20 protein-coding genes and 1 riboswitch are annotated in these 20,695 nt (G+C 73.1%); of the genes, 11 read left to right on the top strand and 9 right to left on the bottom strand.

The window, feature by feature from the left end:
* Nucleotides 1-152 precede the first annotated feature (152 nt).
* Entirely contained in the window at nucleotides 153-362 is a 210-nt protein-coding gene (locus tag FB047_RS15445; RefSeq protein WP_136588093.1) for a hypothetical protein, read from the bottom strand.
* A 275-nt stretch (nucleotides 363-637) separates the two neighbouring features.
* On the opposite strand from FB047_RS15445, the gene FB047_RS15440 reads away from it, so the two are divergent.
* The 4 genes from FB047_RS15440 to thiD all read left to right on the top strand — a co-directional run bounded on the left by FB047_RS15440 (nucleotide 638) and on the right by thiD (nucleotide 4,597).
* Complete coding sequence (locus FB047_RS15440) at nucleotides 638-1,303, top strand: SDR family oxidoreductase (protein WP_136588092.1); 666 nt, start codon at nucleotides 638-640, stop codon at nucleotides 1,301-1,303.
* Between the two features lie 174 nt (nucleotides 1,304-1,477).
* Nucleotides 1,478-1,569, top strand: a riboswitch (TPP riboswitch).
* On the top strand, nucleotides 1,561-2,391 hold the full coding sequence (thiM, locus tag FB047_RS15435; RefSeq protein WP_136588091.1) for a hydroxyethylthiazole kinase: 831 nt from the start codon (nucleotides 1,561-1,563) through the stop codon (nucleotides 2,389-2,391). Its footprint overlaps the riboswitch before it by 9 nt.
* Nucleotides 2,388-3,035: a thiamine phosphate synthase gene (gene thiE, locus FB047_RS15430; protein ID WP_136588090.1), complete on the top strand. Its 648-nt coding sequence runs from the start codon at nucleotides 2,388-2,390 to the stop codon at nucleotides 3,033-3,035. Before thiM ends, thiE begins: the two co-directional genes overlap by 4 nt.
* A gap of 143 nt (nucleotides 3,036-3,178) precedes the next feature.
* On the top strand, nucleotides 3,179-4,597 hold the full coding sequence (thiD, locus tag FB047_RS15425) for a bifunctional hydroxymethylpyrimidine kinase/phosphomethylpyrimidine kinase (protein WP_240752860.1): 1,419 nt from the start codon (nucleotides 3,179-3,181) through the stop codon (nucleotides 4,595-4,597).
* Between the two features lie 84 nt (nucleotides 4,598-4,681).
* Here the strand turns inward: thiD and FB047_RS15420 are convergent, their stop codons facing one another.
* The 5 genes from FB047_RS15420 to FB047_RS15400 form a co-directional block, all read right to left on the bottom strand.
* A complete protein-coding gene (locus FB047_RS15420; RefSeq protein ID WP_136588088.1) occupies nucleotides 4,682-4,864 on the bottom strand; it encodes a DUF5302 domain-containing protein in 183 nt (60 codons plus the stop codon).
* Nucleotides 4,865-4,903: 39 nt separating this feature from the next.
* Nucleotides 4,904-5,836: a DnaJ domain-containing protein gene (locus FB047_RS15415; RefSeq protein WP_136588087.1), complete on the bottom strand. Its 933-nt coding sequence runs from the start codon at nucleotides 5,834-5,836 to the stop codon at nucleotides 4,904-4,906.
* Nucleotides 5,837-5,962: 126 nt separating this feature from the next.
* On the bottom strand, nucleotides 5,963-6,427 hold the full coding sequence (locus FB047_RS15410; protein ID WP_167494261.1) for a hypothetical protein: 465 nt from the start codon (nucleotides 6,425-6,427) through the stop codon (nucleotides 5,963-5,965).
* Nucleotides 6,428-6,510: 83 nt separating this feature from the next.
* Complete coding sequence (locus FB047_RS15405; protein WP_136588085.1) at nucleotides 6,511-7,440, bottom strand: LssY C-terminal domain-containing protein; 930 nt, start codon at nucleotides 7,438-7,440, stop codon at nucleotides 6,511-6,513.
* A 34-nt stretch (nucleotides 7,441-7,474) separates the two neighbouring features.
* A complete protein-coding gene (locus tag FB047_RS15400) occupies nucleotides 7,475-8,539 on the bottom strand; it encodes an enoyl-CoA hydratase/isomerase family protein (RefSeq protein WP_136588084.1) in 1,065 nt (354 codons plus the stop codon).
* Between the two features lie 88 nt (nucleotides 8,540-8,627).
* On the opposite strand from FB047_RS15400, the gene FB047_RS15395 reads away from it, so the two are divergent.
* Genes FB047_RS15395 through FB047_RS15385 form a run of 3 tightly spaced genes read left to right on the top strand, consistent with a single transcriptional unit; the run spans nucleotide 8,628 to nucleotide 11,635 of the window.
* Nucleotides 8,628-9,956 carry an ABC transporter ATP-binding protein gene (locus FB047_RS15395; RefSeq protein ID WP_136588083.1) on the top strand — a complete coding sequence of 443 codons (1,329 nt, stop codon included), beginning with the start codon at nucleotides 8,628-8,630 and terminating at the stop codon, nucleotides 9,954-9,956.
* Nucleotides 9,953-10,771, top strand: a complete 819-nt coding sequence (locus FB047_RS15390; protein WP_136588082.1) for an ABC transporter permease — start codon at nucleotides 9,953-9,955, stop codon at nucleotides 10,769-10,771. Before FB047_RS15395 ends, FB047_RS15390 begins: the two co-directional genes overlap by 4 nt.
* A 45-nt stretch (nucleotides 10,772-10,816) precedes the next feature.
* Nucleotides 10,817-11,635 (top strand): TSUP family transporter, encoded by an 819-nt coding sequence (locus tag FB047_RS15385; RefSeq protein ID WP_136588081.1) that lies wholly within the window; start codon nucleotides 10,817-10,819, stop codon nucleotides 11,633-11,635.
* 130 nt (nucleotides 11,636-11,765) lie between these two features.
* Here FB047_RS15385 and FB047_RS15380 read toward each other — a convergent pair whose 3' ends face one another.
* Nucleotides 11,766-12,164: a hypothetical protein gene (locus FB047_RS15380; RefSeq protein ID WP_240752852.1), complete on the bottom strand. Its 399-nt coding sequence runs from the start codon at nucleotides 12,162-12,164 to the stop codon at nucleotides 11,766-11,768.
* Nucleotides 12,165-12,321: 157 nt separating this feature from the next.
* On the opposite strand from FB047_RS15380, the gene cofG reads away from it, so the two are divergent.
* The 4 genes from cofG (at nucleotide 12,322) to cofC (ending at nucleotide 18,059) form a co-directional block, all read left to right on the top strand.
* The gene (gene cofG, locus FB047_RS15375) at nucleotides 12,322-14,811 is read left to right on the top strand and encodes a 7,8-didemethyl-8-hydroxy-5-deazariboflavin synthase CofG (protein WP_136588080.1); all 2,490 of its coding nucleotides are present in this window, start codon (nucleotides 12,322-12,324) and stop codon (nucleotides 14,809-14,811) included.
* Nucleotides 14,808-16,301, top strand: coding sequence for a flavin-containing monooxygenase (locus tag FB047_RS17385; RefSeq protein ID WP_136588079.1), 1,494 nt, complete (start codon nucleotides 14,808-14,810; stop codon nucleotides 16,299-16,301). The genes cofG and FB047_RS17385 overlap by 4 nt, the downstream gene beginning before the upstream one ends.
* A 9-nt stretch (nucleotides 16,302-16,310) precedes the next feature.
* Nucleotides 16,311-17,321 (top strand): glucose-6-phosphate dehydrogenase (coenzyme-F420), encoded by a 1,011-nt coding sequence (gene fgd, locus FB047_RS15365; protein ID WP_136588078.1) that lies wholly within the window; start codon nucleotides 16,311-16,313, stop codon nucleotides 17,319-17,321.
* A gap of 102 nt (nucleotides 17,322-17,423) precedes the next feature.
* The gene (gene cofC, locus FB047_RS15360) at nucleotides 17,424-18,059 is read left to right on the top strand and encodes a 2-phospho-L-lactate guanylyltransferase (protein ID WP_136588077.1); all 636 of its coding nucleotides are present in this window, start codon (nucleotides 17,424-17,426) and stop codon (nucleotides 18,057-18,059) included.
* Nucleotides 18,060-18,108: 49 nt separating this feature from the next.
* On the opposite strand, the gene cofD is transcribed toward cofC, so the two are convergent.
* Together cofD and hemL are read right to left on the bottom strand one after the other, a co-directional pair.
* The gene (gene cofD, locus FB047_RS15355; protein ID WP_136588076.1) at nucleotides 18,109-19,074 is read right to left on the bottom strand and encodes a 2-phospho-L-lactate transferase; all 966 of its coding nucleotides are present in this window, start codon (nucleotides 19,072-19,074) and stop codon (nucleotides 18,109-18,111) included.
* A 248-nt stretch (nucleotides 19,075-19,322) separates the two neighbouring features.
* Nucleotides 19,323-20,663: a glutamate-1-semialdehyde 2,1-aminomutase gene (gene hemL / locus FB047_RS15350; RefSeq protein WP_136588075.1), complete on the bottom strand. Its 1,341-nt coding sequence runs from the start codon at nucleotides 20,661-20,663 to the stop codon at nucleotides 19,323-19,325.
* Between the last annotated feature and the right edge of the window lie 32 nt (nucleotides 20,664-20,695).

Here is a 20,695-nt window from a genome sequence, read left to right as displayed (position 1 = left end):
GGGGATGCGCTCGCGCGCCCCGACCGTCGCGGACCCGGCCGGGAGCCCCGCGGCCCCCCTCAAGGAGCCGCGTCCGTCCACTCAACCTGCACCAGCGTCAGCTGAGTGATGACGCACAGGACCGATCCCCCGGGATCGCCCCGGGCGGGGCGTCACTCCAGCGTCTTAGCTCGCTTCGCCCGACGGATAGTGCTGAGCTGCTGGATTCCGTTCGCAATGAGGATGGTCGATAGCGTCAGATAGAACCACTCGATCCCTCTGCCCGCGTTGAAGACCAGCGCAACTGAACTAGCGACCCACCAGAGAGCGAGCAGCGGCAGCACGCACCACCAAAACGGTTCGGACTGCAAGAGGCGCTTCACAAGTCGAAATCTATGGCCGTGCGTCCGCGGTGTACATGACTGGACGCCGCAAGAGGAACACGGGCGCCGGATACAGAATGCGCGGCGGCGGACGCCGGGAGGCGCAAGAGGACACTGAACCGCGTGGCGCCGGGTGAGTCGAAGATGATCGCCACGACGAACCCCGACTCGCGGGCTGGCTGGCTGACGGTCGACTTCACTCATTCGATTCGGCGTCTCCACGCCCTCCCGCCCGATGCCCCACCGCCGTCACATCCACGGCGTAGCCTCCATCCATGCCCCTCGTCCTCGTCACCGGCTCCGCACGCGCGAACAGCATCGCCGCCGGGATCGTCCCCCGCCTGCGATCCGACGGGTGGGACGTCGTCACCAGCGAACTCGACTCCGGTGACTTCCCGTGCGACCTCGCCGACCCGACGGCACCCACGCGCCTGATCGAGCGCGTGTCGGACGAACGCGGGCCGATCCACGCCCTCGTGCTCAGTCACGCGCACGGCGTCGAGTCCGGCATCCTCGACACGACGGCGGAGAGCTTCGACCGCCACATCGCCGTCAACGCCCGCGCGACCCTCCTGATGATCGCCGCCTTCGCCCGACAGGTCGACCAGACGGGAGGAGCGGTCGTCGCCTTCACCAGCGATCACACCACCGGGAACCTCCCGTACGGCGCATCGAAGGGCGCGCTCGACCGCATCGTCATCTCGGCCGCCCGCGAGCTCGGGCCGCGGGGCATCTCCGCCAACGTCGTGAACCCCGGACCCATCGACACCGGTTGGATGGACGACGACACCCGCGACGGCCTCGCCGGATACCACCCGCTCGGCCGCTTCGGCACGCCCCGCGACATCGCCGGGGTGACGGCGTTCCTCCTCTCCGACGCGGGCCGGTGGATCAGCGGCCAGCTGCTGCACACCGACGGCGGGTTCTCCGCCCGCTTCTGAGCCGGAATCCGGACCGCAACCGCACGCGTTCCCGCCCGCACCCCGCCTCCTCGCCCCGCCGTGAGCCTGGCCACCTGACGCACCCCCGGTGCACAGCTGCACCCCTTACCCGCACGCTGCCATGCCGCGGGGCCCTGCCGACACAGCCCCGCACACCGCTGTGCTAGCGTCGCCCGCAGTGACACGGGGTGCCCACCGGGGCTGAGAACACACCCGTCGAACCTGATCTAGTTCGTACTAGCGAAGGGATGTCGCGAATGGTCGTTCGCACGTCGTCGTCTCCGTCCACCCCCGCCGAGAGCCTCGAGGCCCTGCGCCGAGCCGCGCCGCTCACGCAGTGCATCACGAACGCGGTGGTGACGAACTTCACCGCCAACGCGCTGCTCGCCCTCGGCGCCGCCCCCGCGATGTGCGACATCCCCGGCGAGGCCGGCCTGTTCGCGGGCATCGCGGGCGGAGTGCTGGTGAACCTGGGCACCCCCACCGCCGAGCAGCGGGATGCCGCCCGCGAGGCTGTGGGCGCGGGTACGCCGTGGGTGCTCGATCCGGTCGCCGTCGGCGCCCTGCCGGTCCGCACCGCGCTCGCGAGGGACCTGCTCGCCGCACGTCCGTCGATCATCCGCGGCAACGCCTCCGAGATCCTGGCCCTCGCCGGAGCGGGTTCCGGTGGCCGCGGAGTCGATGCCACCGACTCTCCCGACGACGCTCTCGAGGCGGCCCGCACCCTGGCCCGCGCGACGGGTGCCACCGTCGCCGTGTCGGGCGAGGTCGACCTCATCGTGGATGCCGACCGCACCGCGCGCGTCACCGGCGGCAGCGTCCTGCTCACCCGGGTCACCGGCGGCGGATGCGCGCTCGGAGCGGCGATGGCGGCCCTTTCCGCGGTGACCACGCCGTTCGATGCCGCGATCACCGCGAGCGCGGTCTGGGCGATCGCGTCGGAGCGGGCGGCATCCGTCTCGCGCGGTCCGGGGTCGTTCGCCGTCGCCTTCCTCGACGAGCTGGCCGCGCTCGAACCGACCGATCTCCGGTCGGTCGACATTCGGACGGAACGAACCGGTGCCGAGGGCGCGGGGACCGCGCGATGAGCCGGGACCTCGCGCTGCACCTCGTCACCGACCACCGCGTGCCCTTCGCGCGACTGCGCGACACCGTCGACGACGCCGTCGCCGCGGGTGTGACCGTCGTGCAGCTGCGCGACAAGGTCGCCACGGGTGGCGAACTCTTCGCCCGTGCCCTCGACCTGGCCGATGTCGTCGCCGGACGGTGCGCGTTCGTCGTCGACGACCGCCTCGACGTCGTGCTCGCCGCCCGCGACCGCGGAGCCAGGGTCGACGGCATCCATCTGGGTCAGAGCGACCTGCCGGTCGACGTCGCCCGCGCGCTCCTCGGGCCGGACGCGCTCGTCGGGTGGACGGCGAACACGCCCGCCCACCTCGCGGCGGCCGCGTCGCTGCCCGCCGGCACCGTCGACTACCTCGGGGTCGGCGTGATCCGCGCCACCGCCACCAAGCCCGACCACCCGCAACCGCTCGGCGTCGACGGATTCGCGGCCCTCGCGACCTCCACGCCCCTGCCCTGCGTCGCGATCGGCGGGATCGGTGTCGACGACGTCGCCGCTCTGCGAAAGGCGGGGGCGGCCGGAGTCGCGGTCGTGTCCGCCGTGTGCGGTGCCGACGATCCCGGCGCCGTCGTCCGTGACATCCGCTCCGCCTGGGCGGCCGGGGCATGAGCGGTCCGGGCACGGACAGCCAGGGCACGGGCAGCCAGGTCACGAGCAGCCAGGTCACGAGCAGCCGAGACACGGACAGCCAGGTAACGAGCAGCCGAGACACGAGCAGCCAGGACACGGGCAGCAGAGGCGTCAGCCCGCGCGTGTTGAGCATCGCCGGCACCGACCCCACCGGCGGCGCCGGCGTACAGGCCGACCTCAAGGCGATCGCCGCGTTCGGCGGGTACGGCATGGCGGTCGTCACGGCCCTCGTCGCCCAGAACACCCTCGGCGTACGCGAGGTGCACGTGCCGCCGACGGCGTTCCTCGACGCGCAACTACGCGCGGTCAGCGACGACGTCGAGATCGACGCCGTGAAGATCGGGATGCTGGGCTCCGCGCAGGTCGTGGCGCACGTCGAGGCGTGGCTCGTCGAGGTGCAGCCGCCGATCGTCGTGCTCGACCCGGTGATGGTCGCCACGAGCGGCGACCGCCTGCTCGATCCCGAGGCCGAGGAGGCCGTGCGCGCCCTCTGCCACCGCGCGGATCTCGTCACCCCGAACCTCCCCGAGCTCGCCGTGCTGGTGGCGCAGCCCCGGGCGACGACCTGGGACGCCGCCGTCGCCCAGGCGCAGCTCCTCGCCGCGCGCGCCGACACGACCGTCCTGCTCAAGGGCGGCCACCTCGACGGCGCGCACAGCCCGGATGCCGTCGTCGATACGAGCGGGGTGCACGCGGTCGCCGGCCGCCGCGTCGACACGCGCCACACGCACGGCACTGGCTGCTCGCTGTCGTCGGCGATGGCGACCCTCGCCGCCCACGGACTGACCTGGTCCGAGGCCCTCGAGCGCGCCAAGGCCTGGCTGACGGGCGCCCTCGAGCACGCCGAGGCCCTGCACGTGGGCCGCGGCAACGGCCCCATCGACCACCTGCACGAGCTGCGACCGCACATCGACCTCACCCCGTCGTGGAGCGCCGCCCGATGGGATGCCGCGGCACCGACCCGCGCGCAGGTGGACGCCTGCGCGTTCGTGCGGGGCCTGGCATCCGGCACCCTCCCGCGCGCCGCGTTCACCTGGTACCTCGGTCAGGACCTGCTGTACCTGCGCGAGTACGCCCGGGTGCTCGCGCGGGCCGCGGCCCTCGCGCCCACGGTCGCGGAGCAGCGGTTCTGGGCCGCGGCGTCGGTGTCGTGCCTCGCCGAGGAGGCGGCTCTGCACGAGTCGCACGTCGATCCCACGGGGCTGACACCCGCGGCATCCACCCTCGACTACACCGCCCACCTGCTCGCCGCGTCGGCCGCGGGATCGTACGCGGTGCTCGTGGCGGCGATCCTCCCGTGCTTCGTGCTGTACACCGACATCGGCGCACGACTGCGCGGCACGTTCGACGCCGACCACGCCTACGCCGATTGGCTCACCGCCTACGCGGACGAGGCGTTCGCGGCGTCGTCACGAGAGGCCTCGACGATCGCCGATGCGGCAGCCCGGGCGGCATCCCCCGCCGAGCACGCCGCGATGGCCACCGCCTACGACCGGTCGATGGCCCTGGAACTGGCGTTCTTCGAGGCGCCGCTGCGCTGACCGCACCGCGCGCGAGTCGCCATGATCGGTCGCTTCGGACGGGCCGGAGGCGACGATTTCCGGCGACTCGCGCGGGGTGGAGGATCAGCCGCTCTTGCGGCGGAACTCGCGCTTCGTCACGGCGGCGTGCGTGCCCTGCACCGCGGAGTGACCGTCGAGGTGCGCCTGACCGGACCGCTGCTGACCGTTCTTCTTCGCGAGAGCCTCTTTGAACTTGCGCTTCATCTCGTCGGATGCCGTGGCATCCGAGGTCTCGTCGGAACTCATGCCCCCACCCTAGGCACGCCGACGGACGACGGCCAGCGCTCAGACGTGCCGCACGCGCTGCTGCAGGCGCGTCCGGATGTCGAACAGCTCGGTGCCGCCGACCTCGCGCGCGCCCGTGATGCCGCGGCGCAGCAGAGTGGTCAGCGCGCTGCGCGTGACCAGGGCGACGGGGGTGCCGCGCACCTTGCCGAGCTCGGTGATCGCGTCGAAGACGTCGTCGTCGGGAAGCACGACGATCGCGCCGCTGAACCGCACTCCGGCGGCGCGAGCCACCACCCGGGCGCGCGAGACGAGCTCGGTCACGGGCGCTCCGATCACGTTCGGGCCGGTGATCTCGCCGCGGCGCACGCCCACGGGACCGCCGAAGTCCTCGCTCAGCATCGCGTAGAGGCCGCTCGGGCCGAGCACGAGATGGTCGATCTTCTGCTCCGGGTCGATGCCGTCGCGGTCGGCGAACACGTCGTGCCACACGGTGTACCCCATGCCCAGTTCGGACACCAGACGCGCGGTCTCCTCCTCGGCGAGCGCGTCGGCGAGGATGTGCCGGATCTCGGGCGGCGCCGAGCGCACGAGCGCCGGGTCGTACGGGTCGGCGACGTCGACACCGCGGCCCACCCACTCGCGGATGAGGCCGAGGTACCGCTCACGACGCCAGCCCCCGGGCTGCCCGTGCGAGCGGGCGCGCGGGCGCGTGTCGGCCGGACGGGAGGGGGCGGATGCCGACGGCACCCCGCCCCAATCGTGGGACGCCGACGCCGTACCGTGGCCGCGGTCGTAGGCGCTGCGCGCCTCGGGCGTTCCGACCAGCTCCCACGCCCGCTGCACCTGCACGAACAGGGCGGCGTCGCCGCCGGTGTCGGGATGGGTCTCGCGCAGGCGCACCCGGTAGGCGCGGCGCAGGCCGTCGTCATCGATGTCGGCCGCGACGCGGAGCACCTCGTATGCCGAGGACGACATGGGACTGTCGAACACGTGCGTCTTCCGTTCCGCCGCGGGGCGCGGCGATTCCAGGCTAGCCGCCGGTATCTGTACGCCGACCGGAATCCGCCGTGCCTTCGCTGAGGGCGCACAGCCCCCGAGCCGCCCTCGCCGACGCCGTCACGGCCGCCGTCGCCGTCGCCGTCGATCGCCGCGGCGGGCCCACGCGGCGGCGCTGCGGCTCGACAGCGCCAGCAGCACGAGGATGTCGAGCGCCAGGGTGATGAGCGTCGTGCGGATCGTGATGTCGGACGACCCGTCCCACCACGCCGCGAACGACGCGAGGATCGTCAGGGTCGACGAGATCATCACGATCACGCGGGCCGCGTTGCTCCCCCGGAGCACCAGGATGCCGAACACGAGCTGCACCACCGCGACGGTCGCGACGAGCGCGAAGAAGACCGCATCGCTCACGTCGTAGGCAGCGGCCGACGAGGGCACGTCGAGCTCGCCGGTCGCGAGCGCCGCGAGGGAATGCACCCACGGCGGCACGTCGATCACGACCGTGAGGCCCCACGCGAGCGCCGTGACCGCGCGCAGGAGCACGAGCACCCCACCCGCGACCGTGGTGACGGGCCGCGGCATCGCGGGATCCGCCGCGATCGGCGCGGCGAGGGGTTCGAACGCCGCCCTCTTGTCCGGGTGCCGTTCGTCCGGATGCCGCGGGCTCACGCGCCCTCCCGGTTCCGGCGCGGGCGGGGCGCGGCATCCGCCGTCTCCCCCGACTCCCGGAGGTCGACGCCCCGCACGTCGTCGCCGCGCGCGGCCACCGCGCGCACATCCACCGCGCGCACATCCACCCCGCGCACGTCGATGATCGGCAGGTCACCGTCGGTCGAGATGCTGTCGCCGCCGCCGTTGCGGGCGTGATAGCCCGTGGAGAAGTCGCGGATCACGTCGACCGCGACCCCGGGCAGCGGCTCGAGGGTCGAGACGATGTGGTCGCGTTCGATGTCGGTGTCGGCGTCGATGCGATGCGTCACCTGCAGGGTGAACAGCGACAGCCCCACCGCGCGGTCGAAGGTCCCCGCGGCGAGCCAGTCGACACGACGCCCGCCGGGCAGCAGCCACCCGTCGGGGCACCTCCACAGGCGCACGTGATGGCGCTGCGCGGGCGAACCGGCGACCTCCTGCTGGTAGGCGAGGTCCTGCACGTGACCGAAGAGCAGCAGGGGGCTCACCGGAGCGCGCGGGTAGCTGCGGCGTCGCAGCGTCGAGGTGACGATCCGCCACGACGAGCGCAGCGTGACCGGATCGGCGGGGATCCACCCCGCCCCCGCCATCACCGCCTCGACCTGCTCCCGCTCGCCCAGGAAGGCGAGGTTGACCGGATCGCCCAGCAGCCCGTCGGAGGTGCGCGTGCGGCCCATGAAATAATCGGGGACGTAGATCGCGGTGAGGATGCGATGCAGGCGGGGTAGTACGAGGTAGGCGAGCAGCAGCCAGAAGGCGACCGCCATGACCACTCCGCCCCATCCGAGCGAGAACGACTGCGTGAAGCTCAGGTACGCGAGCCAGATCGCGGCGAGACCGGCGAAGACGAAGAAGAACCCGTCGAGGGCTCGACCGAACGACCAGCGGCGCCGCGGCGGGGTCATGGCCGGATCGCTCCCGCCGTCGACCCCGGACCGGTCACCACAGCGCCGGCTCCGGCTCGTAGGCGAAGGCCGCGGCCACGCGATCGGCGGGCAGCTCGTCCCATCGGGCGGGCGACCAGCGCGGCGAACGGTCCTTGTCGACGACCTGCGCGCGGATGCCCTCGACGAGGTCGGGCTGTGTGAAGGCGAACCAGAGCACGAGACCGTACTCCTGGGCGAGCGCCGCCCGCAGCGACGGCAGCGCGCGCGCCCGGCGCACGGCCTCGAGCGTCACCGCGAGCGCGGTGGGCGCCGACGCGGCGAGAAGGTCGGCGGTCTCGCGCGCCTCGGGCTCGGGCCGAGCCCGCAGGCGGTCGATGATCGCCGGGACGTCGTCGGCGGCGAAGGCGTCGTCGACCCACTCCCGCGCCGCCTCGAGCCGCGAGGGCTCCGGACTCTCGTCGAACAGCAGCACCAGCTCGGTCGGGCTCGAGGGGTCGGCGCGGTTCTCGAGCGCTTCGTACAGCGCCTCGAGGTGGGCGGTGGGCACCATGTGGTCGGCGAATCCCGCGTACAGCGCGTCAGCGGCATCCATCGTCCCCGCCGTCAGGGCCAGGTACTCGCCGAGTCGACCCGGGGCCCGGGCGAGCAGCCACGAACCGCCCACGTCGGGGGTGAAGCCGATGCGCGTCTCGGGCATGGCCAGGCGCGAGCGCTCGGTGACGATGCGGATCGCGGCGTGACCGGCGAGACCGATGCCCCCGCCCATGCAGACGCCGTCGGCGATGGCGATGACGGGCTTGCGCGAGGTGGCGATGCGGTGGTCGAGGGCGTACTCCTCGCGGAAGAAGGCGTGCACCTCGTCGACGCGGCCGCCCGTGACCATCTCGTGCAGGGCCCGCACGTCGCCGCCCGCGCAGAACCCGCGCTCCCCGGCGCCGTCGAGCAGGATGACGTCGACGTCGGTGTCGCGCTCCCAGCGGTCGAGCGTGATGTTCAGCGCACGGATCATGTCGAGGTCGAGGGCGTTGATCGCCCGGGGCCGGTTGAGGGTGAGGTGGCCCAGGCCGCGTCGGCCGCCCACGAGGACGCTGTCGTTCTCGGTTCGTTGTGCGTGCACGGTGCCACGTTACACACGCGCCGAGATGCGTTTTCGGCCTCGGATCGGGGAGGATGGACGCAAACGCCCGCCGAACGAGAGGTGTCGGATGCCCGACGGACAGGTGCTGGAGTTCGCCGGACTCACCAAACGCTTCGGAGCGGTTTCGGCGGTCGACGATCTCTCGGCCCGCATCGAGCCGGGTCAGGTCACGGGCTTCCTCGGTCCCAACGGGGCCGGCAAGACGACCTCGCTGCGCATGCTCCTCGGCCTCGTCCGCCCCACGTCGGGCAGGGCGACCATCGGGGGCCGGTCCTTCGCCGAGCTCGACTCCCCGCTGCAGACGGTGGGCGCGGCGCTCGAGGCGTCGAGCTTCCACCCCGGCCGTTCCGCCGCGAACCACCTCAAGGTCTACGCGCGCGCGGCGGGCCTGCCCACGTCCCGCATCGATCACGTGCTGGGGCTCGTCGGCCTGGCCGACGTGGCCGGACGCCGCGTCGGCGGCTTCTCGCTCGGCATGCGCCAGCGCCTCGGTCTCGCCACGGCCCTGCTGGGCGACCCGGGCGTCCTCGTGCTCGACGAACCGTCGAACGGCCTCGACCCGGAGGGCATCCGCTGGATGCGCTCGCTCCTGCGCCACCTCGCCGAAGAGGGACGCACGGTGCTCATCTCCTCGCACCTGCTCGCCGAGGTGCAGCAGACCGTCGACGCGCTGCTGATCATCTCGCGCGGCCGCCTGGTGTTCCAGGGCGGGATCGAAGACCTCGCCGACCCCGACGAATATGCGACCGTGGTCGACTCCCCCGACCGCGCAGCGCTGTCGCGGCTGCTCGACGAGCGCGGCATCGACTATCAGCTGCTGCGCAACGGCTTCACGATCCGTCACCACGAGCCGGTCGAGATCGGCGCCCTGGCCGCCGGCTCCGGCATCGCGCTGTCGAACCTGCAGAGCAAGGGCGCGAGCCTCGAAGACATCTTCCTCGAACTCGTCAGCGGCGTGCGCGTGCACGCGAGCGCGGGAGGAGCGGCACCGGAAGCGGCCGCCGCCGTGGCCCCGGCGGACGAGCAGACGACGGATGCCGCGACCCCGCCGACACCCTCACCGACGGCGTCCGACGAGGAGCCGGCGTCGACCGCCGCGCCGATGGCCCCGCCCGTCACCGCGGATCGCGTGGTCGACGAGCACCGCCCCTCGACGGCCCTCGTCGCCGTGATCACCCCCGCCGCGACCCGGGGCGCCCCGGCCGCACGGGAGTCGTCGCCCGCGCCCGACGCACGCGACGCCGGCCCGCGCCCCTCGTACGCCGTGGCCTCCACGGGTGTCATCGACATCGTTCCCGGGGGCGCCGTTCCCGGGGACGCCGCGCCCGACGAGGAACAGCGCGACGAGGCTCGCCCCGACCACCACGTCCGCGCCGAGCAGGAGGTCTCGCGATGACGCTGCTCGCCGCCACGCGCTCCGAGTACACGAAGCAGTTCACCACCGCCGGGTGGTGGGTGCTGGGCATCGTCCTCGTCGTCTACGTCGCCTTCACCGCGGGCGTGCTCGCCTTCGTCTTCGGCGGCGTCGCCTCGGGCCGGCTCACCGGAGCGTCGGGTCCGGCCCTGGCGGCCGAGGGAGTGCCCCCGCTCATCTACAGCTCGGCGTCGGCGGTGGGATACGTCTTCCCCCTCCTCGTGGGAACCCTCATGGTCACCACCGAGTTCCGCCACAAGACGCTGACCCCGACCTTCCTGTCGACGCCGCGGCGCGGCGTCGTGCTGCTGGGCAAGTTCGCCGTCGGCATCCTGGTCGGCGTGCTCTACGGCATCCTGGGCTCCCTCGCCGCGATCGCGACCGGAGCGGGGGTGCTGAGCATCTTCGGCATCGACGCCGCGCTGACCTCATCCGACACCTGGGTGCTCGTAGGCCGGATGCTGCTGGCCTTCGCGCTGTGGGCGGTGGTCGGCATCGGCGTCGGCACGGTCGTGCGCAACCAGGTCGCCGCGATCGTCATCGTCCTCGCCGTGACGCTGTTCATCGAGCCGATCATCCGCACCCTGGGCGGGGTCGTCGAGGGCTTCGGCGAGGTCGTGAAGTGGTTCCCGAGCGCCGCGAGCGACGCCCTCGTCGGGCAGACGATCTTCGGCGCGATGGGAACGGCCGGCGGCGGCACCCTCGAGTGGTGGGCGGGCGGCCTCGTGCTGCTCGGCTACGCGGTGGTGCTGCTCGCGATCGGCCTGCTCACCACCTGGCGACGCGACATCGACTGACCCGGCGGTTTTTGCCGCCGTCGCCCGCAGCGGCGAGAATCAATCGTGCTCGATGGACCGGTGATCGCCGAGTGGCTCCCCGTCTCGGTGGGCGCCCTCGTCTTGCTGCTGGTCGCCGCGGGCGTCGCCGGCTGGGTCGACGCCGTGGTCGGCGGGGGCGGGCTGATCCAGCTCCCCGCGCTCGTGATCGGCGTGCCGAAAGACGTCGCGACGCCGTTCATCCTCGGCACCAACAAGCTGTCGTCGTTCTTCGGGACCCTCTCGGCCAGCGGGGTGTACCTCCGCCGCATCCGCGTGCAGCTCGTGCTGCTGATCCCCCTGGTGGCGGGAGCGTACGGGGGTTCGACCGCCGGAGCAGCCCTGTCGCGGTTCGTCCCGCGCGAGGTGCTCACCCCGATCGTGCTGGTGGCCGTCGTGGCCGTGGCCCTGTACACCCTGTTCAAGCCGAAGATGGGCCTCGAGCACGCGCCGCGCCACGACTCCCGCGCCGCCGTCGCCTGGCGGGCGGGAGCGATCGGTCTGCTGGTCGGGTTCTACGACGGCATCCTGGGCCCCGGCACGGGGTCGTTCTTCGTGATCCTCATCGTGGGCGTGCTGGGCTACGGCTTCCTGCAGGCCAGCGTGAACGCCAAGATCGCGAACCTCACCACCAACCTCGCGGCCCTCGTGGTCTACGGCGTCCACGGCGAGATCCTCCTCGCGCTGGGCCTCGCGATGGCGGTGATGAACATCACCGGCGGGTTCATCGGGGCGCACATGGCCACGCGTCGCGGCAGCGGTTTCGTGCGGATCGTGTTCCTCGTGACCCTGTCGATCCTGATCGTCAAGCTCGCGTGGGACACCGTGGCGCAGTTCGCGGGCTGAGCGGAGCGGCGGTCGCGGACACTCGATCGCCGAGGCGTGCGGGGCGCGAAAGCGCGAGCGCGGGTCGGCGCAACCGCGGGCCGGGGCGAGCGCGGGCCAGCGCGCACCGCGCGACACCCGCCGAGGTCTCTCAGGCGACGATGTCGGCGACGTCTTCGGGCTCGGATGCCACGTCGAGACGCAGCGCCTTGACCAGGGCCACGCCGTGCTTGGTGGTGAGCACGAGCCGCTCGAACTCGTCGTGACCGGCGAGGTCGACGACCACGCTGGGCTTGCGCCCGCGGATGATGACGAAGTCGTTGCCCCCGGCGGACTTCCAGGTGCCCGCGCCGACCGCCACGGGCAGGTTGATGCCGGGGTTCGGCACTCCGCGGATCCAGGTCCACGCGTCGTCGGTCAACTGCACCCGGTCGATGTGCTCGCGGGGCACGACGATGTTGGTCTTGCGGAACGACAGAGCCCGCTCGGTCGGCGAGAGCACGACCTCGAGCTGCGTCGAATCGAGCAGCAGGGTCACCATGCCTTCCATCCTGCCAGCGTCGCCGCGGGCCGATCCGCCTCCCACCTCACGGGAGCGCAACGATCCGGTCGCGCGAGGCGCACCGCGCCCAGCCGCCCGCGCGCATACCCGCCGCCCCGACCCCCGCAGCGGCCCGCATGTCGGAGGTGGGGGATAGCCTGGAGCGATGAGCACGGGCAGCGCTGCGCCGCGAGTCGCACCGGCCCGAGGCACGTCGATCGACGATCTGCTCGCGCGCGTGCGCGCCGGGCACCGGCCCGATGTCGACGAGACCGCGTCGCTCCTGCACGCCGACCTCGACGCCCTCCTCCCGGTGGCCGCGGCGCTGCGCGACGAAGGCCTGGAGCGGGCGGGACGCTCCAGCGTGATCACCTACTCGCGCAAGGTCTTCGTGCCGTTGACGACCCTCTGCCGCGACCGCTGCCATTACTGCATCTTCGTCGACACCCCCGGGCAGCTCGCGCTGCTGCGCAAGCCCGCCTACATGACCCCCGAACAGGTGCTCACGGTGGTGCGCCAGGGGCAGGCCCTCGGCTGCAAAGAGGCGCTGCTCACCCTCGGCGACCGGCCGGAGGAGCGCTGGCCCGAGGCCCGCGCGTGGCTCGACGAGCACGGCTTCTCCTCCACGATCGACTACGTCGCCCACATCGCCCGCCTGATCACCTCCGAGACGGGCATGCTCGTCCACGCCAACCCCGGCGTCCTCCATCCCGACGAGCTGGCGGCGCTGCGCCCGGTGTCGCCGTCGATGGGCATGATGCTCGAGACCACCTCCCGGCGCCTCTACGAAGAGCCCGGCCACGTGCACTTCGGCTCGCCCGACAAAGACCCCGCCCTGCGCCTGAAGGTCATCGACGACGCCGGCGCCGCCGGCGTCCCGTTCACGACCGGCATCCTGGTCGGCATCGGCGAGGCGGTCCGCGACCGCGCGGAGTCTCTCGTCGCCCTGCGCGAGAGCGCCGAGCGCCACGGGCACGTGCAAGAGGTCATCGTGCAGAACTTCCGCGCGAAGCCCCGCACCGCCATGCAGGGCGCCCCCGACGCCGACATGCGCGAGTACCTCGCGGCCGTGGCCGTGGCGCGGCTCGTCCTCGGCCCCGACATGCGCGTGCAGGTTCCGCCCAACCTCTCCGACCCCCGCGAGCTCGGACTGCTGATCGCGGCGGGCATCGACGACTGGGGCGGGGTCTCGCCCCTCACCGCCGACCACGTCAATCCCGAACGCCCTTGGCCGCAGATCGACGACCTCGCCGCCTCGACCGCGGCCCACGGCTACGCGCTGCGCGAGCGCCTGACCGCGCACCCCGAGTTCGTGAACGCCGCCGAGACCTGGATCGATCCGGCCCTGCACGCGCCCGTCCGCGCCCTCGCGGATGCCGCGGGGCTCGCCGCCGACGTCATCCCGCGCGGTCGTCGGGGCGCCGAGGGCTCCGACCTCACCGACGGTTCCGCGCGCGACGAGAGCTCCCCGCGCCCGACGGAGCGGGACCGGGAGCGATCCGCTGCGAGCGGCGTCGCCGCCGACCCCGGGGTGCGTCGGCTGGCCGAGCGGGCGGCATCCGATCCCCTGTCCCTCGACGACGCCGACTGGACGCGCCTGCTGCACGCCACGGGTGACGAGCTCGACGACCTCACCGCCGTCGCCGACGACGCCCGCCGCTACACCGTGGGCGAGCCGATCACCCTGGTGCGCAACCGCAACCTCACCTCGAGCGGGTTCCGCCGTGCCGGTCGCGCGGCACCGGGGGAGTTCGGTCTCGACGACGCCGCGGCCATCGCGACGGATGCCGTGGACCTCGGGGCGACCGAGATCTGCATCCAGGGCGCGCTCCCCGGCGACGAGAACCCCGGCGGGTATCTCGACCTCGTGCGCGCCGTGAAGAGCGCCGCGCCCGGCCTCCACGTGCACGCCTACCGTCCCCTCGACGTGCGCGACCTCGCCGACCGCGGGGGCCTCGGCCTCGGTGGGGCCCTCGCCGCGATGCACGCGGCCGGGGTCGACACCGTGCCCGGAACGGGCGTGAAGGTGCTCAGCGAGCGGGTGCGCGGTCTCGTCGCCCCGGGCGATCTCGAGATCGACGCGTGGATCGAGACCATCACCGCCGCGCACCTCACCGGCTTCCGGTCGACCTCGGTGCTCTTCTACGGGCACGTCGAGACCGCCGAGGAGCGCGTCGCCCACCTGCGCCGACTGCGCGAGATCCAAGACCGCACGCGCGGCTTCGCCGAGTTCGTTCCGATCCCCCTGCCCGGCGGTGACGTGCCGCTGGTCGCGGGACGCGCACCGGTCGACGAGCACCGTGCAATGGTCGCGGTGTCGCGGCTGCTGCTGTCGGGCAGCATCGCGCACGTGCAGGTCCCGTGGACCCGCGTCGGCCGCGAGACCGCGGCGGTGCTGCTGCGATCGGGCGGCGACGACCTCGGCGGCACGCTCTTCGACGGGCGGGTGCTCCCCGACACCGGGATCGAGCAGTGCCTCGAGCTGCCCGTCGCCGCCGCCGAGCGTCTCGCGCGGAGCCTCATGCGCCCGTTCCGACTGCGCACGACTGATTACCGGGTGACCGACGCTGCGGCGCCGTCCATCGTGACGAGCGGGGGCACGCGCTTCCCCCTTCCGTCCGACGCATCCCGCACGCCCGACGGAGCGCGCTCGTGAGGACCGTCGACGTCGCCATCGTCGGCGCGGGCTTCGCCGGGCTCGCCATGGCGGGCGCCCTGCGGCGGGCCGGCCGCGACGACTTCGTCGTGCTGGAGCGCGCCGCCGAGGTGGGTGGCACCTGGCGCGACAACACCTACCCGGGCGTCGCGTGCGACGTGCCCGCCCACCTCTACAGCCTCGCCGCGCACCCCAACCCGCACTGGTCGCGCACGTTCGCCGCGGGCGGCGAGATCCAGCAGTACCTGCGCGATGTCGCCGACCGCGAGGGGCTCGGCGATCGCCTGCGACGGCGCACCCCCCTCCTGGGCGCGCGGTGGGATGCCGAGGGCGCCGTGTGGCACCTCGACACCGGCGCGGAGCCCGTGACGGCCCGCTCCCTCGTGCTCGCCTGCGGGCGTCTGACCGAGCCGCACGTCCCCGCGATCGAGGGGCTCGAATCGTTCGCGGGTCCCCTTTTCCACTCCGCGCGATGGGACCACGACGTCGACCTCGCCGGTCAGCGCGTCGCGGTCGTGGGCACCGGCGCGAGCGCCGTGCAGCTCGTCCCCGAGCTCGCCCGACGCGCCGCCCACGTCACGCTCTTCCAGCGGACGCCCGCGTGGATCGTCCCGCGCGGGGGCGTCGACATCCCGCGCGCCGAGCGCGAGCGTCTCGCCGCGCACCCGGGCGATCTCGCCCGTCTCCGCGCCGCGCTGTACGCCGAGGGCGAGGAGCGCTTCGCCTCCCGCTCGGGCGACGCCGTGGCATCCGCCGCCGCCCGCGACGTCGCGCTCGCGCACCTGCACGCCCAGGTCGCCGACCCCGCCCTGCGCGAGGCCCTCACCCCCGACTACGCCTTCGGCTGCAAGCGCGTCCTGCTGTCCGACGCGTTCTACCCCGCGGTGGCCTCGGATGCCGTCACCCTCGAGCCCACGGCCCTGGCCTCGGTCGAGGGCTCGGTGCTGACCGCCGCGAGCGGGGAGCGTCATCACGCCGACGTGCTCGTGCTCGCGACCGGCTTCGCCGCGGCGCAGCAGCCCTACGCCGAACTCGTGCAGGGCGAGGACGACACGCTCGCGGCCCACTGGTCCGCCGGAATGACCTCGTTCGGCTCGACGGTCGTCGCCGGCTTCCCCAATCTCTTCGTGCTGAACGGTCCTAACGCGAGCCTCGGACACAATTCCGCCGTGCTCATGGCCGAGGAGCAGGCCGCGTACGTCGTCCGCGCGCTGTGCGAGCGCGATCGGCGGTCCGACCGGGTGCTGCGCGTCCGCCCCGAGGCCGAGGCGGCCTATACCGACGAGATCGCCGCGGCCGCGGCATCCACCCCCTGGCTCACCGGCGGATGCCGCAACTGGTACGTCGACGACCGCTCGGGCCGCCTGACCCTGCTCTGGCCCGGCACGGTGCAGGCATTCCACGAAAGACTCACCGGTGCCGACGGGTCGGAGTTCGAGCCCGCCCGCGCGCCCGTCACCGGTTCCCTCCCCACCCACCCGCACGGCTAGGAGACAGCGATGACCATTCCCTTGCGTTTCGGTTACAAGGCCTCGAGCGAGCAGTTCGGCCCGAACGAGCTGCTGGAGTTCGGCGTGCTCGCCGAGGAGATGGGCTTCGATTCCGTCTTCCTCTCCGATCACCTGCAGCCCTGGATGCACGACGGCGGGCACGCCCCCAACGCCCTCCCCTGGCTCGGCGCGCTCGGCGCCCGCACCTCGCGCGTCATCATCGGCACGAGCGTGCTCACCCCCACGTTCCGCTACCACCCCGGCGTCATCGCCCAGGTGTTCGCCACCCTCGGCGTCATGTACCCGGGTCGCGTCGTGCTCGGCGTCGGCACCGGAGAGGCGCTCAACGAGGTCACCCTGGGTCTCGACTGGCCCGAGCCCCCCGAGCGGTTCCAGCGCCTGAAAGAGGCGATCACCATCATCAACGAGCTGTGGGCGGGCGAGCGGGTCACCTACGAGGGCACCTACTACTCCGTGAAGGATGCCACCATCTACGACCGCCCCGAGCAGAAGGTGCCGATCTACATCGGCGCCTCGGGGCCCGCCGCCACGCGCCTCGCGGGCCGCATCGCTGAGGGCTACATCACCACCAGCGGCAAGGACCCCGAGCTGTACACCGAGAAGCTGCTGCCGGCGCTCGACGACGGCCTCGGCAAGGCCGGGCGAACCCGCGACGACGTCGACACGCTCATGGAGGTGAAGGTGTCGTACCACCCCGACCACGACACCGCTCTCGAGAAGACGCGCTTCTGGGCTCCCCTGGCCCTCACGGCCGAAGAGAAGATGAGCGTCCACGACCCCGTCGAGATGCAGCGCCTCGCGAACGAGCTGCCGATCGAGCGCGCGGCATCCCGCTTCATCGTCTCGACCGATCCCGACGAGCACGTCGAACGCATCGCCCGGTACGTCGACCTCGGCTTCCGGCACCTCGTCTTCCACGACCCCGGCCACGACCAGGAGCAGTTCCTGCGCATGTACGGAGAGGAGATCCTGCCGCGGCTGCGCAAGCGCTTCGGGTGAGGCGGGGCGGGGTGCGTCACCCGAATCGGGACCGCAGCACGTTCACCCGCTCAGCGCCACCCCCGTCCGCCGCTGTCGGTGGTTCGACGCACAATGGAGCCGATGAGCATTCCTGAGATCCGCGACGGCTGGTCGATCGTCGTCCCGGTGAAGCCCGCCGCCCTCGGCAAGACGCGCCTGACCGGTGTCTCCGACCGCGAGGCGCTCGCCCGCGCCCTCGCGCTCGACACGATCGCGGCAGCCGCGGCGACCCCGCGCGTCGCGCGCGTGATCGTGGTCACCGACGACGCCGAGATCTCGCGGCTGGTGGAGCAGTGGCCCGCGGTCGACGTCGTGGCCGAGGGCGATGTGCGCGGCCTCGACGCCGCGATCGCGCTCGGCGCCGAGGAGGCCGGCCAGGGGGTCCCCCGGGCCGCTCTGCTGGGCGATGTGCCCGCGCTCACCCCGCACGACCTCGACGCCGCCCTCGCCCTCGCCGGCCGCGTGGAGCGGGGCCTGGTCCCGGATGCCGAGGGCACCGGCTCCACCCTCGTCACGGCCCGGCCGGGGGCGGTGTGGGTCTCCGCGTTCGGCGCCGACTCCGCCGCACGGCACCGTCTGCTCGGGTGCGCCGACCTGGGCGTCCCCCGCGACTCGACGCTGCGCCGCGACGTCGACACCGCCGCACAGCTCGCTCAAGCCGTCGCCGCGGGCGTCGGCCCACGCACCGCCGCGGTGCTCGCGGCGGCCGCGGCCTGACGTGCTCCTCGACCGCGAGCGCGCACGCCGCGGCGTCCGGCAGGTCGCCTCAGGCCCGCAGCGCCGCCTCCGCGATCGCCGCCGACGCATCCTCGTCGCTCATCCACAGCGGTCGCACGACCGCGCGGATGCCCGCCGCCTCGACGTCCGCAGCCGACGCGGCGTCCTCCTCCGCCAGCAGCCAGGCATCCAGCACGCCGTCCGCCGACCGCGCGCCGTAGTGCCGTGCGACGGCCGCGGCCGACGTCTCGACCCCGATCGCCGTCAGACAGACGTCGGCCATTCCGCGCACGACCCGCCCGCCGATGATGGGCGAGACGCCGACCACCCGCGCGGAGGTGGCGCGCAGGGCCTCCCGCAGGCCGGGCACCGCGAGGATCGGACCGATCGACACGACGGGATTCGACGGCGCCAGCAGCACCACGTCGGCCTCCGCGATGGCATCCGTCACTCCGGGTGCGGGCACGGCATCCGCGATCCCGGGGTTCTCGAAGGCGCGCGGGGGCAGCTGCGCGCGGTGCCGCGTCCACCACTCCTGGAAGTGCAGGCGCCGCCCGTCCTCGAGCAGCACGTGCGTGTCGATCTCGCTGTCGGTCATGGGCAGCAGACGGATGCCGAGCGGCCACCGCTGCGCCATCCGACCGAGCACCTGCGTCGGGGTCAGGCCTTCGCGGAGCCAGCCGGTGCGCGCGAGGTGCGTGCCGAGGTCGAGGTCGCCGAGCGTGAACCAGGGCCAGCCGGCGCCCCACGCCTGCAGTTCCTCGTTGACGCGTTCGGTGTCGCCCGCGCGGCCCCACCCGCGCACGGTGTCGTTCACCCCGGCGAGGGCATAGGTGATCGAGTCGACGTCGGGCTGGAGACGGACGCCCGAGAGCCACAGGTCGTCGCCCGTGTTGACGACGACGGTCGCCTCGGGAGCGCCGAGCCGGCGCAGCGCCGCGCGCACGCCGAGCGTGAACTTCGACCCCCCGACTCCACCGGCGACGACGACGACACGGGGCGAGGGGGACTCCATCCGTCTAGTCTTCCACTGCGCCGGGCGGGGCGCGGCGCCCGTCACCATCGACCGACGAACGGCACTGCGCGGGCCGACTCCCCGCGCACAACTCCTGACTTTCGACCGTTCACGACGCACCCACCGGCGGATTCCGGCGGTCCGGGACCGGGTCTGCGACCGATCTTCAGGAGGTGTGCGCGCCCGACACGGCCACCCCGGCCGGCCGGGCCGTATCGCGAGCGGCTGCGTCGACGGCCCGGCAGGGACTACTGCGCCAGCAGCGTCGGATCCAGTGCCTCCGCCGCCGCCTTCGCCGCGACCGGGAGCGCCTCGAGCACGCGCTCGAGGGCGACGTCGTCGTGGGCGGCGGTGAGGAACCACGCCTCGAACACGCTCGGCGGCAGCGAGACCCCGGCATCCAGCATCGCGTGGAAGAACGGGGCGTAGCGGTACGACTGCTGCGTCAGCGCGGTGGCGTAGTCGCGGGGGACCTCGGGCAGGAAGGCGACGCCGAACAGCGACCCCGCGCGCGGCACCGCGTGCACGACGCCCTCGGCGGTCAGGGCTTCGTCGAGCGCGTCGGCGATGCGAGATGCCGAGGCGTCGACCGCGGCGTAGACCTCGGGCGTCGCCAGCCGCAGCGTCGCGAGCCCCGCGGCGACCGACAGCGGGTTCCCCGACAGCGTGCCGGCCTGGTACACCGGGCCCAGCGGAGCGAGGTGGTCCATGACCTCGGCGCGGCCGGCGAGGGCGGCCAGCGGCATCCCTCCGCCGATGACCTTGCCGTACGTGAGGATGTCGGGCAGGTAGCGCTCGCCCTGCGAGGCCTGCAGGCCCCAGAAGCCCGCGGGGTGCACGCGGAAGCCGGTGAGCACCTCGTCCATGATGAGCAGCGCGCCGTGACTGTGCGCGATGTCGGCGAGGGCGGCGTTGAAGCCGGGCAGCGGCGGGACGACGCCCATGTTCGCCGAGGCCGCCTCGACGATGATCGCGGCGATGTTCTCGCCGTGGACGGAGAACACCTCGCGCACCGCGTCGAGGTCGTTGTAGGGCAGCACGAGCGTCTGCGCCGCGATGGGCGCGGGAACCCCGGCCGAGCCGGGCAGGGCGAGGGTCGCCACGCCCGAGCCCGCTGCGGCCAACAGTCCGTCGGAGTGCCCGTGGTAGTGGCCCGCGAACTTAATCAGCAGGTCGCGACCGGTCACGCCGCGCGCGAGACGGATCGCCGTCATCGTCGCCTCGGTGCCGGTCGAGACCAGACGCACCTTCTCGATCGGCTTCAGATCGCCGACCTGCACGCGCTGCGCGACGAGGTCGGCGAGCTCGACCTCGGCTCCCGTGGGCGCGCCGAACGACAGACCCCGGGATGCCGCGGACTGCACCGCACCGACCACCTCGGGGTGCGCGTGGCCGAGGAGCGCCGGACCCCACGACGCGACGAGGTCGACGTACTCGCGACCCGCGGCGTCGGTGATCCGCGGACCCGAGGCCGACTGCACGAACCGCGGGGTGCCGCCGACGGAGCCGTACGCGCGCACGGGGGAGTTCACGCCGCCCGGGATGACATCCTTCGCGCGGGCGAACCACTGGTCGTTGAGATCGGTCATGGCTTAATTCTCCCAAGTGCGCAAGCGCGAGT

It is taken from the genome of Microbacterium hydrothermale (genome assembly GCF_004854025.1).
Taxonomy (GTDB): domain Bacteria; phylum Actinomycetota; class Actinomycetes; order Actinomycetales; family Microbacteriaceae; genus Microbacterium; species Microbacterium hydrothermale.
This window is presented reverse-complemented; position numbering and strand designations above follow the sequence as displayed.